We start from the raw sequence: 13,636 nt of genomic DNA, 5'->3' as shown, positions 1-13,636 counted from the left end.
AAACAGAGTGTTCCCCGATTACAGTACAGTTCTTCTTTTTCTAAAACGCTCTCGTGTCTGATCCGTGTAAATGAGACACTACCTGTATCAACTATCCGCTGCAGGAGGTAATCAACATGACACGTCGCCGTTTTACTGATGAGGAGATCAGACTCCTCGAAGCCAATCCCAATACTCAGTTCGTTTCCGATTCCATGATCCGTTTCACCCAGGAATTCAAAGACGAACTCTGGCAGGCTCTTCAAAATGGATCCAGCCCTAAAGCCTTCTTCAGGAATAAGGGGTATGATCCCAAAATTCTTGGAGATTCCAGAATCTATAACGCTGCAGACAGGTTAGCCCGTAAGAAAGCTAAGCAGACCGTTTCTCCAGACCAGTCAAAGGATGTTGAAAGCCTTTCTGCTCAGATCAGAAGTCTAAAAGCAGAGCTGAATGCTCTAAAAAAATTATCTTACTGGCCAATTCCAGGAAGTAGAGGCACTTGTCATGAATGTACCCAGCAGTAGATTTCGGCTGATTCAGTCAATCTGCAGTGATCCGGATAACCATATGTCTGTCTCTGAGCTCTGCGCCCTGAACAATGTCAGCCGCTCTGGTTATTACAACTGGCTGAAACAGGAAGAAGCCCGGAGAGCCCGTGAAGAGCAGGATCGCAAAGACTTTGAGCTAATTCTTGGAGTGTTTACCTCAAACCGATATCCAAGAGGAGCACAGGGCATTTACATGGGTTTGCAGCACCAGGGGATTACGATGAACCTCAAGAAAATCAGACGTCTTATGAAGAAATTCCATCTTGTCTGCCCGATACGTAAGGCAAATCCGCACCGCCGTATGGCCAAAGCACTGAAAACCAGTAATGTCGCACCTGACCTGGTAAAGCGGGAATTTGAGCTGCATGGTCCCCACTCAATCCTTCTGACAGACATTACTTATATCCAGTATTCCGGATCCACCTGCTATCTCTCAACAATTCTGGATGCGTATACCAAGCAGATTCTGGCATGGCGTCTCAGCCCTTCACTGGAAGTGGATTTCGTCATGGAAACGGTCAAAGATCTGATGAAGAACCACGGATCTGAACTTAATACAGACTCCATCATTCACTCCGATCAAGGCTGCCACTATACCAGCTACAGCTTTATTGATCTGGTAAGGAGCCACAAGCTGCGCCAATCGATGAGCCGCCGTGGAAACTGCTGGGATAACGCACCAATCGAGAGTTTTCACGGCCACATGAAGGATGACCTTAAAATCAGAATCAAGGCGATGTCTTCATTCGATGAGGTAAAGGCCGCAATCACAGAATGGCTCGACTACTACAACAACAGACGTTATCAGTGGCAGCTGGCCAAGCTGGCTCCCAACGAGTTTTACCAGTACCAGGTAACAGGTGTATATCCGATTTCCGGAGTTACCGTTCCCTCAGAACACCTGGATTCCTAAGGAGTTCTGAGGGGAAAAATCGGCGGTGCCCCTCCCGGAAGACCCAGTGCAGTTCGCTTAACCAAAAGACCAGTCATTGACCAGAGGTAAAGATACAGATAGTTTTACTCTCTTTTAAATTGTCCTTGACTTGGGGTACCCTTCATACCACTTCTCATACCACTTCCTTTCTGCTTGTTCGAGTTTTTTTAACAGAAGATTCTCCCTTCGCAGAAGTTCATTTTCTGACTCCAGCTGTTTGATTCGTCGTGAAGCCATTTCCTCATTTGTCAGATCCGCTTCCTGCTTTCGCTTTCCTCGATGGTCTTCCAGCGCTTCGTTGCCCTGGCTGGCAGCCTTCCGGACCCAGTTATAAATCTGTGTATACGTGCAGCCAAAATGATGAGCGGTTTTCTGATAATCCTTATCATTTTCAAGACACCACTTTACCGCTTCGATTTTCTGCTCTTTGGTGAATGATTTTGCGGATTGCTTCTTCTTACGATTTGCCACTTTAGTTCCTCCTTTATTTGGAGAAATAGTATCGGCTTTCATCCAGTCTCGGATTACTGAGACAGCAGAAATATGATATTTCAGACAGAGTTGACTCAAAGATGCTTGCCCTGAACGATATTCCGCAATCACTTTCTGTTTCAGCTCAGAAGAATATTCTTTATTTACGCTAGGTGTGATCAATCCCGTGGCAGCATCACGCATATAGATCCCAACCCATTTGGTGATCGTTTGCGGATCAAGAATGCCGTACTGTTTGCAGAGTTCACCAGACCCCACACCGGAGATATATTGTTGAACACATTCCAGCTTGGTTTCAGGAGAAAATTTGGATTTTCGTCCCATAAGAAAAGCTCCCTTTCTAGAAGAACACGTTTGTATAATTCACGTGTCTGTTCGCCGGGGAGCTTATCAAACTGCTTCCGCAGAAGTGGGCATGCGTTCTTCTTTCTGAGTTTTATTTTTTATGGTCTGGAAGACGATTTTTGCGGACAGGTTCTAAGCCGAATCGAGCACGTAAATCATCCGATTCGTACAATGGACAGCCCGGCTGAGGAAGGGGCAAAAAGGGCATGGGCTTTCAATTTTTTCAATGTCTGGCGTGAGAATTTCGAATCCTGTAAAGAAGAATGGCCGGAACGTATAAAGATTTACCATTGTTCGAAAAGATTACAGTAAATGTAAAAACAACTGTATGTAAAGGCTTACAGATATTTACACTTTTGTGCAGTCCGAAGAAAGCGCATAAAGACACCCTGTGTTAAGTTGGACTAACCGCGTGAACGGGCCGGCCAATTGAATTCACTTTCAAAAAGAATTGCGTTGCGTCATAATAAACACGTATGTAGATACATTCAAAAGGAGGAAATACTCTACATGGCAGAAAAAGTAGAAAAAATTTTCCAGTCCATGGATGGTAACACAGCTGCTGCCCATAACGCCTATGCGCTGACGGACATGAGCTGCATTTACCCGATCACACCATCTTCCCCGATGGCTGAATCCATGGATGCCTGGGCTAGCCAGGGCCGCAAGAACACTTTCGGTGAAGTCGTTAAAATTGCGGAACTGCAGTCTGAAGCCGGTGCATCCGGTGCCGTTCACGGTGCTGCACAGGCCGGTGTTCTCCCAACAACATTTACCGCATCTCAGGGTCTTCTTCTGATGATCCCGAATATTTACAAATGGGTTGGTGAAAACCTTCCAGTTGTACTTCACGTTGCGGCTCGTTCCCTTGCAAGCCGTTCTCTGAACATTTTCGGTGACCACTCTGACGTATATGCTGTTCGTCAGACCGGTATCCCAATGCTGGCCAGCCATTCCGTACAGGAAGTTATGGACCTTGCCGGTGTTGCTCACCTTGCCGCCATCAAGGCACATACACCGTTCCTTCACTTCTTCGACGGTTTCAGAACTTCTCACGAAGTAGACAAGATCGAAGTTTTCGATACAGACAAATACAAAGATCTGATCGACTACGAAGCTCTTGCTGAATTCAAGAAAAACGCTATGCAGCCGCATACGAACCCTGTTACACGCGGTGCCAACGAAAACGATGACATCTTCTTCCAGGGCGTAGAAGCTCGCAACGCACACTATGCAAACGTACCTGCAATCGTAGCTGACTACATGAAGAAAATCAGCGAGATCACAGGCCGTGAATATGCTCCTTTCACTTACTATGGTGATCCAGAAGCAGAAAACATCATCATCGCTATGGGTTCTGTAACCGAGACCGCTAAGGAAACCATCGATGAACTGAACAAAGCCGGTGAAAAAGTCGGCATGATCAAAGTTCATCTGTTCCGTCCGTTCTCCACAGAATACCTGGTTGACGTTCTTCCTTCCACCGTTAAGAAAATTGCTGTTCTTGACCGTTCCAAAGAAGGCGGCGCCCTCGGCGAACCTCTGTACCTCGATGTTGTAGCTGCTCTCAAGGACAAAGACATCCAGATCATCGGCGGACGCTATGGTCTTGGAAGCCACGATACAGCTCCAAAACACATCAAGGCTGTATTCGATCACCTCAAAGGCGACGAACTCAAAAACGGATTCACCCTCGGTATCGTGGACGATGTTACCAACACATCCCTCCCGTTCGATGATTCCTTCGTAATTGATGACGGCAAGACAACCGAGTGCCTCTTCTGGGGTCTTGGATCTGACGGTACTGTATCCGCCAACAAGTCTTCCATCAAAATCATCGGTGACAACACCGACATGTACGCTCAGGGCTACTACGCTTACGACTCCAAGAAGGCCGGCGGCGTAACGCGTTCCCACCTGCGTTTCGGAAGCGAACCAATCCATAAAACGTACTACATCAACAACGCCGACTTCATTTCCGTATCTCTGGACTCCTACATGTTCAAATACGATCTGGCCAACAACCTGAAGAAAGGCGGAACCTTCCTGCTCAACACTTCCTTTGACAAGGACGAAATCGTTAAGCACATGCCTAACCGTCTGAAAAAGGAACTCGCTGACAAGGATGCTAAGTTCTACATCATCGATGCCAACAAGATTGCCGGCGAAATCGGAATGGGTCGTCGTACCAACACCATTCTGCAGTCTGCATTCTTCGCGCTGAACCCTCAGATTCTGCCATACGACACAGCTGTTGATCTGATGAAGAAAGCAGCGAAGAAATCCTATGGCAAGAAGGGCGACGATATCGTTCAGCTCAACTACAAAGCCATCGACATGGGTAAAGACGGACTTGTTGAAGTTGCAGTAGACAAAGCCTGGTCTGACCTGCCTGTAAGCGAACTCCGTCAGCCAACCGGCAACGCTTACTGGGATGAATATGCAGCTCGCATCAACGGCCTCGAAGGCTACAACATGCCTGTTTCCTCCTTCACCAAACACGGTGTTCTTGACGGAACCATGCAGAACAACGCTGCATTCAACGAAAAACGTGCCATCGCCGTTAAAGTTCCGGAATGGGATCCTGAAAACTGCATTCAGTGCGGATTCTGCTCCTTCGTCTGCCCGCATGCTACAATCCGTATCTTCGCGCTGACACCGGAAGAAGTAAAAGACGCTCCGATGGAATTCGCTACGCTGCCTCTGATGGGCAAGAAAGATACCGACCTGCGTTTCCGCGTTCAGGTATCTCCAAGCAACTGCGTAGGCTGCGGTCTGTGCGTTTCTGAGTGCCCGGGCAAAAAAGGCAACAAAGCCCTCAAGATGGTTGATGTCAACTCCCAGCTCGAGTACGATCCGCTGGCTGACTACCTCTTCAAGCACACCGAATACAAATCCGATCTGTTCCCGAAATCCACAATCAAGGGTTCCCAGTTCCAGATGCCTTACTTCGAAGTACCTGGATCCTGCCCAGGATGCGGTGAAACGCCTTACTACCGTCTGGCTTCCCAGCTCTTCGGTAAAGACATGCAGATTGCCAACGCTACAGGATGCTCGTCCATCTACTGCGGTGCCAACCCGTCTACTCCGTTCGTAAAAGACAAAGACGGCAACGGAACTGCATGGGCAAACTCCCTGTTCGAAGACAACGCTGAATTCGGTTACGGTATGGCTCTTGCCAACAACCTGAACAAGGCGAAGATCCTGAAGATCATGGAAGACAACCTGGATAAGGTTGCTCCGGAACTGAAGGAAAAAATGGAAGCGTACATCGCTGCAGGCAACGATCGCGACAAACAGAGAGCTCTTGAACCAGAAATCAAGAAACTCGTCGCAGAAGCTGACTACGATGAAGACGTTAAGTCCCTCGCTGGATATGACCTGGTTGACAAGTCCAACTGGATCGTCGGCGGCGACGGATGGGCTTACGATATCGGATACGGCGGACTTGACCACGTTCTGGCGAACAACGTAAACGTAAACGTCCTCGTTCTGGATACCGAAGTTTACTCCAACACAGGCGGACAGGCTTCCAAGTCTACTCCGAGATCCTCTGTTGCTAAATTCGCTGCTGGCGGTAAGACCACTGCGAAGAAAGACCTTGGCCAGATTGCCATGACTTACGGACACGTATATGTTGCTTCCGTCTGCATGGGTGCTGACAAGAACCAGACTCTGAAAGCCTTCCAGGAAGCTGAAGCTTACGATGGACCATCCCTGATCATCGCTTACGCACCTTGCGCTGAGCACGGTATCAAGGGCGGCCTCGGCAACCATCAGCAGGTTCAGAGAGAAGCTGTTGAATGCGGATATGTTGACCTGTACCGTTACAACCCGGAAAACAAGGAACACCCGCTCACAATTGACTCCAAGAAAGAACCTGACTACTCCAAGATGGAAGCCTTCATGCTCAAGGAAGCTCGCTATGCACAGCTGGCTAAACTGAAAGGCAAAGAAGAATCCGATGCAATGTTCGCAAAAGCTGCTGCTGATGCAAAACGTCGCAGAGATCGTCTGAAAGCCATCGAAAAAGAAGGACTCTAAGTCGAACGTTTCGCTGAATCCTACTGAATAAACAACTGGACCGATTCTTTTCGTAAGAAACGGTCCTTTTGTCGTTTTCTGAAAAATCAGTCCATTCGCGGATCGGAAAAGCGGGTAGGCTGATGTGTAAGTCTGTGGTATAAATTCCGTATGCGGATAGATTTGAAATCCATATCCGATACAAAGAGGAATCTGAGATATGAAACGAAACAGAGACGTTTTAAAACGAGATAAAAAGAAATACAGAACATCGTCGACACAGCGGCTGAGGGCACTTTCGCTGTGTCTGTGCGGTGCGCTCATTCTTATGAGCGGCTGTTCGAATGCATCGTCCAGTACGAACACGGCCAGTTCTTCGAGCAGTGTCTCCAGCGCACAGACCCAAACTCCAAAATTGGGCTCGAGCGAGGATTCGGGTACAGAGAAAGGGAAGACCGGCAAACGGGTTCGCCTTACACTCGATCAGGCTCTGACAAAGAAAAATAAGGATGAGCAGTTTGTTCTGCTCTATGTCAAGGACGACTGTTCGTACTGTGCCGAGTTCGATACCGTCCTCAATGAATTTCTGAAAGACCACCCGCTGACGGTTTATGAAGTATCTCTGACCCAGGCAGAAGAAATGTACATTCCGGAAGATCGGGAAACGATGCTCGAGTATCTGACCGCCGGCGTCGGTCGAACACCTGCGCTCTATTACATTGAGTCTCAGGATAAGGTCAATCTTCTCGACCATACCGCAGATAATTATTCTCTCGACGGACTCAGACAGTTTGTAGAAAAATACGATCTGGAACGGCTGAACTAGCCGATCTTTTTATTTGAGCGCAAGAAGGCGGGAACTGGTAAGCCGTTCTAATCAAAATCGACAGCGACAAGTCCAGTGCAATTTTGAAAAACTGTTAAATAAAACTGCATACGCGTGATAAAAAATGGAAAAGACTGTAAAAAGATGAATTTGTATACCAGTCGCTGAACGTATGTGCAGGATAAATAGACACGAACATTTGCACTATTTGTAGAAATTAATAAAAATCCTTACCGATTCAATACATTTTACACTTTTTGTGAAAGCGCTTTTTTCCGTTTGAACTATTGTTTAAAATAGTCGTAGGTCTCAGACCGCTTTCAGTTTTCCGGATTCGGGCAAATTATGACGGAAAACAAACCTAAGAAAGGAAGGATTCTGTGAAATTCCATAAAAGATTTGCGCTGGCTGCACTTTCTGCTGCGACTTCTTTAGGAACGGTTGTTACCGCTATGCCGGTGACGATTCAGGCTGAAGAAGTGAATTCCAACGCAATTTCCAAAGTTGAAAAGGGTTCGAAAGACAACGTGATTAACGTTACCTTCGCGGATGGCAATCAAGGGCGGATTACATTTCTCGAAGAAAGCATCTTCCGTTACAACATCGACCCAACCAAGCAGTTCTCGAAGTATGCAACGGACAGCGGCACTGCCAAAATCCAGGCACAGCCGGATGAATCGGGTACGTATACGCATCCAGCCGCTTCGATTGCAGAAGATGATGCTAAATTCACCATTTCCTGCGGCACTACGAAAATTGAATTTTCAAAAACCGACGGCAAAATGACCGTCAAATCCGGCGATAAGACGGTTATGCAGGAAAAGGAACCGCTTATCCTTTCGCCAAGCGGAACCGCGCAGAAACTCGTCTCCAATGAAGGCGAAGATTTCTATGGCGGCGGTACCCAGAACGGACGTTTCGTTCATACCGGCGAATCGATCTCCATTTCCAATACGAACAACTGGACCGATGGGGGCGTCGCTTCGCCAAACCCGTTCTACTGGTCCACAAACGGTTACGGTGTTCTGCGCAACACCTTCAAACCAGGTACGTATGATTTTGGTAAAACTACCGACGGCACCGTTTCCGCTCAGCATGAAGAGCGGGAATTCGACGCCTACTATTTCGTATCTGGCGCCGATGAAAAGGCACAGGTGTCCAAAGACCTGCTGCAGGATTACTTCAAAGTTACCGGCAATCCGGTTCTGCTTCCAGAATATGCGTTCTATCTGGGCCATCTGAACTGTTACAACCGTGACTCCTGGGATACAACCGGCAGTAAAGGATGGACAATCAAAGGCAGCGAACCTTCAACTTCTGCGGGAACTACGCTTTATGAAAACGGTATGGCATCCGGATACATTTTGCCAGAAGGAACTCATGCGGAATCTCTGAACGGCGTAAAACCGACCGTCAATGCAGACAAATTCAAAGCAGCGGATGCGCCGCTTGAGTATTCAGCTCGTGCGGTTATCGACCGTTATCAAGCTAACGATATGCCATTTGGCTGGTTCCTGCCAAACGATGGTTATGGATGCGGCTATGGCCAGAATGGTTACGATCAGTCAGGCGGAACAGAAGCCGAACGACAGGCTTCTCTGGATGCCAACCTGCAGAACCTGCACGATTTCACCGAATATGCCAATGCACATGGCGTATCGACCGGTCTCTGGACACAGTCCAACCTGTCTCCAATCGCTTCCGAAAAACAGCAGCTCGTTCGTGACTTCAGGGGCGAGGTAAACACAGGCGGTATTACTACGCTTAAAACCGACGTAGCCTGGGTAGGTTCGGGCTATACCTTCGGTCTGAACGGCATCAAAACCGCTTACGATATCGTAACGGGCGACGTTTCCACTCGTCCAAACATTGTTACCCTAGACGGCTGGGCCGGAACACAGCGTTACGGTGCAATCTGGACCGGCGACCAGTACGGCGGAAACTGGGAATACATCCGTTTCCACATTCCGACATATATTGGTCAGTCCCTCTCCGGAAACCCGAACATTGGATCCGATATGGACGGTATTTTCGGCGGTGCACCAATTATCGCTACTCGTGACTACCAGTGGAAGACGTTCACCACGACTATGCTGGACATGGACGGCTGGGGCTCCTATGTTAAATCTCCATACACCCATGGCGATCCGTATACCGGCATCTCCAGAATGTACCTCAAGCTGAAAGCTCAGCTGATGCCATACATTTATACATCTGCCGCTTCGGCTGCCAACATTGAATTTGGCAAGGACGGCACCGGCAACAATGACCAGGGTCTGCCAATGATCCGTGCCATGATGCTCGCGGATGATTCCGACTATGCCGCTTCCAAAGCAACACAGTATCAGTATCTGTTTGGCGACGCGTTCCTCGTTGCTCCAGTTTATCAGGATACCGAGATGGATGAAGAAACCGGAAATGACGTTCGTAACGACATCTTCCTGCCAGGCGACGAAAACGATACCTGGATCGACTACTTCACCGGCGAACAGTACAAAGGCGGCCAGATCATTTCCAACTTTGACGCACCGCTCTGGAAACTCCCGCTCTTCGTTCGCGGCGGAAGCATTATTCCAATGTACGAAGAAAACAACAACCCGGTAGCCATTTCCGAAGACAACCCGGATGGTCTCGACAAGACAAAACGTATTGTTGAATTCTATCCGCAGGGAACAACAGACTACACCTTGTACGAAGATGACGGCATGACCGCCAACTCGACCATTACAGAAGATGATGACTACGGCACGATCAACTCCATCAACTACGGCGATCATGTCGAAACGCACTTTACTTCCGCTGTAAACGGCGATAAGGCAGTATTAACCGCTGAAGCCAGCAAGGGTACATACGAAGGCTACGATTCCAACCGCCAGACCAAGTTTGTTGTGAACGTATCCAAGAAGCCGACATCCGTTCAGATCAACGGTGCGGCAGGAAATGAAGTCGCTTCGCTTGATGCGTTTGAAAAGCTTGGCGAAAACGAATCCGGCTGGTTCTACGATGCAGAGCCAGAAATGAACAAATACGCTGGTGATGAAGACTTTGCGAATATGCATATCATCAATGCACCGAAAGTTTACGTGAAGTTTGCGAAAACGGATGTAAACAAAAACGCGCAGACCGCAACCATCAACGGTTTCGAAAATACGCAGGCATCCGGCAAGGATGTTCTCGTTGAGTCGATCCCGGCTCCAGTTCTGAGTGCTCCGGCAGAAGATAAAATTACTTCTTCTTCGATCGAACTTTCCTGGCCGGCAGTAGACGGCGCAACTGGTTATGACGTAATGGTCGGCAGCCAGATCTACCACACAGAAAAACCAAAACTGAAACTCAGCGATCAGCCATTCAATACCGCGTTTACGTTCAAGGCCAGAACCAGAACGGCAGACGGCTATTCCAACTGGTCCAGTGAACTCACCGTTTCTACTCTGGATGACCCGTGGAGAAATACCCCGACACCAGAAAGCATTACCTGGACTGGCGATATTTACGGCAACCACGATCCAGAACTTGCCTTTGACCACATTTATCAGTCCGGCGACGGCGGCTTCCACTCCGGCGGAAAAGCCATCGGCGAAAGCATGACCGTAGATCTTGGTCTGATCTATGATCTCGATTCGATCGAATACTATCCGCGTGACGACCGCGGCAACGGTACCGTAACGTCCATGGATATCGCCCTCTCTCTGGATGGCGTACACTGGACCGATCTGGAGCGCCAGAACTGGGAACGCAGTGCCGAGACAAAAGTTGTTGACCTGAAAACGGCCAGCAATTCCGCAGCACGTTATGTCCGTCTGATTCCAAGAGCTTCGGTAGGCAATTTCTTCTCTGCCAGCGAAATCCGCATCAATAAGAAAGACGGAACCAACGGCTGGGCATTAGGAAGCAACCTGCAGCGTGCAGAAGTCAGCGATGCAGACTACTCGAACATGAAGAACTATCTGGGTCTCCAGAAATCCGAACCAGACACTTCGACATTCGACAGTCAGATCGCAGCGCATCATGCGGACCTGAACAACAACAACATTTACGACGTATACGATTACTCTTTCACCATGAAGGCACTCGATGGCGGAACGACCAAGGCAGGCGAACCGTCCGGCAACCTGTTCTTCATGGCCGACAAGACGACCTTCAATGCAGGAGATATCGTTACCGTTTCGCTTTACGGCAACAATATCCAGAATGCCAATGCTCTGGGTGCTCTCTTCAATTACAGCACGGACACGTTTGAAGCCCTCGTTCCAGGCGGAACATCCGGTGTAACCGGTTCACCGTTCCTTGGCGATATGGAAGACCTCAGCCGTGTAAGAACGTATACTAACAAGCACGGTACAGTCAACGTGGCCTTCGCTAACCGAGGAGATAAAGCCCTCTATTCCGGTACCCGTGTAGTGGCTGCCTTCCAGCTGAAGGCGAAGAAAGCCGGCACCAGTGCGGATATCAACCTGGCGCAGAACACAATGGTGATCGGCCCGACCGGTTCCTGCATCGATCGCACCTACGAGCATGGATTTGATCCAGATTCCGTTCCTGCTCCGCAGGATAAAGTGCTCGCACGTTCGGATCTGAACATGACGATCACCAACGAAGCCCTGCCAACGGATAACGGTACAAACGTACAGACTCTTATCCAGCAGGAAAACTTCGACGGACTCTTTAACGGCTCGGACGGCCGCGACTTTGAGTTCACATGGAAAACGGATGGATCTGCATGGGATGTAAATACCCATAAAGTTCCAGTGACCATCCATATGGGCTTAAAAGAACCGGCTCCGCTCAAGAGCTTCCGCGTGACGGCTGGCGCGCTTACCTTCAATGGTAAAGTACGTAAAGTCAGTGCAAAAATCACCTTTGCGGACGGATCGAAGGAAACCTATTCCGGCGGCAATTACGATCAGCCATCGACGGAATACACCTTCACTATCCCGGATGCTAAGAAAAACGTAAACGTTACAAACATCGATTTCACCGTTGAAGAAAGCGGCAGTGCAACGGCGAGTGATGCGGATCCGACCAACGGAACCCTTACGCTCTGCGAGTTCTACATCATCCAGCCGGGTGCAATCGCGGTTGAATCGATTACAGCCGATTCCACGAACAAAAAACAGCTGAACCTCGGTTCCATCAGTGAAGTGAACGCAACGGTTACTCCGTCGCAGGCTTCCGGCGTATTCACCGTTTCCTCTTCTGACGAAGATGTAGCTGCAGTTGACTGCGTACAGGATGGCGGCGACGTTACCTGGTATGTTATCGGTAAGAAAGCGGGTAAAGCGACCATTACTGTGGCTTCCGCAACCGACTCAGCTAAGACAGCGTCGTACGAAGTAGAAGTTGGAAACTTCATTGATCTTACTGAGCTGAACGCAGCCATCGCCCGTGCCAAAAAGACACTGGCAGACGGCATCGTTCTGGATTCTTCCAAACCGGATCTGGAAGCGGCTATTAAAAAAGCAAAAGACGCTCTCGCTTCCGATTCGCAGGATACAGTCGACTATGCGACCGTTGAACTGCTTAACGTTCTGAGTTCTCTGCAGTATCGTGCACCGATGAAGTCCCATCTGATCAACTACACCGGCGATGAAGGCGTAGTCGTAGACAGCGGTTCTTCCCAGTGCAACGATGAAATGGAAGGTGACGGCTTAGGTACATTCGACGCTTCCCTCGATAAGGATGAGTCGACCTACTGGCATTCCAACTGGTCGACCGCAAGCGGCATGCCGCAGTACGTACTCTACGATCTGGGCAAGTCCTATGATCTGACGGACGTATCGTTCCTGCCGCGCGTAGGACGCTACAACGGCGACATGTTCGAAGTGGAACTCCTTGCTGGAAATGACAAAGACAACCTGACTTCGGTCGGTACCTGGACATTTGAACACGGTGCAAAACAGCTGACCGACCGCGGATGGAAGACAATGACCTTCTCGAGCATAAATGCACGCTATGTTGAAGTGAAAGTCCTCAAGTCCGGCGGTGACCAGCTCGATTCCTATGCATCCATGGCAGAAATCAACTTCTATGCAGCAGAAGCCTTCAAGGCGGACGATGTGGATACCACACAGCTGAAACTGGCTGTCGATACCGCTAAGGCTCTCAATGCCGAAGATTACGTCCAGAACGCAGCATGGACTGCACTGGAGGATGCCATTGCCGAGGCCGAAGAAATGATTGAAAGCCCGAGAAGCCAGGCTGTAGTCAACAGCATTGCTCTCAAGCTCAACCAGGCTCTGCTCAATGCCCGCATCAAACCAAGTGCAGAAAAACTTGCCTAACTGAACTAACCGGATTTCATCGAAGCGCTTCGAAAATCCAATTCAGGCTTTATAAATGGCGGCAGCCCCAGACGGGACTGCCGCTTTTTTGAATGGAACGACAAAGACCGTACATCCGGAATCAGGGAAACGGGAAAAGCCGGCTGCCCCACAGGGCTGGACATCGACATTGTCTCTGTATGTAATAAAATAAACATACACAGGC

6 protein-coding genes are annotated in these 13,636 nt (G+C 49.0%); 5 read left to right on the top strand and 1 reads right to left on the bottom strand.

Annotation, left to right across the window (positions count from 1 at the left end; all coding sequences use genetic code 11):
• Positions 1–116 precede the first annotated feature (116 nt).
• Positions 117–506 (top strand): HTH domain-containing protein, encoded by a 390-nt coding sequence (locus Q2J39_RS00700; RefSeq protein WP_288338822.1) that lies wholly within the window; start codon positions 117–119, stop codon positions 504–506.
• A gap of 43 nt (positions 507–549) precedes the next feature.
• A complete protein-coding gene (locus tag Q2J39_RS00695; RefSeq protein ID WP_288820703.1) occupies positions 550–1,443 on the top strand; it encodes an IS3 family transposase in 894 nt (297 codons plus the stop codon).
• A 114-nt stretch (positions 1,444–1,557) separates the two neighbouring features.
• Here Q2J39_RS00695 and Q2J39_RS00690 read toward each other — a convergent pair whose 3' ends face one another.
• Positions 1,558–2,280, bottom strand: a complete 723-nt coding sequence (locus Q2J39_RS00690) for a transposase (protein WP_288338824.1) — start codon at positions 2,278–2,280, stop codon at positions 1,558–1,560.
• Between the two features lie 531 nt (positions 2,281–2,811).
• Here Q2J39_RS00690 and nifJ point away from each other — a divergent pair.
• From nifJ to Q2J39_RS00675, 3 genes are all read left to right on the top strand, one after another.
• On the top strand, positions 2,812–6,345 hold the full coding sequence (gene nifJ / locus Q2J39_RS00685) for a pyruvate:ferredoxin (flavodoxin) oxidoreductase (RefSeq protein ID WP_230266855.1): 3,534 nt from the start codon (positions 2,812–2,814) through the stop codon (positions 6,343–6,345).
• 199 nt (positions 6,346–6,544) lie between these two features.
• Complete coding sequence (gene traF / locus Q2J39_RS00680; RefSeq protein ID WP_230266856.1) at positions 6,545–7,150, top strand: conjugal transfer protein TraF; 606 nt, start codon at positions 6,545–6,547, stop codon at positions 7,148–7,150.
• A 380-nt stretch (positions 7,151–7,530) separates the two neighbouring features.
• Positions 7,531–13,431, top strand: coding sequence for a discoidin domain-containing protein (locus Q2J39_RS00675; protein ID WP_288338825.1), 5,901 nt, complete (start codon positions 7,531–7,533; stop codon positions 13,429–13,431).
• Positions 13,432–13,636 lie beyond the last annotated feature (205 nt).

This window comes from uncultured Allobaculum sp. (assembly GCF_948576815.1).
GTDB classification, from domain to species: domain Bacteria; phylum Bacillota_I; class Bacilli_A; order Erysipelotrichales; family Erysipelotrichaceae; genus Allobaculum; species Allobaculum fili.
The sequence above is the reverse complement of the archived record's forward strand: the minus strand, read 5'-3'. Positions and strand labels throughout refer to the sequence as shown.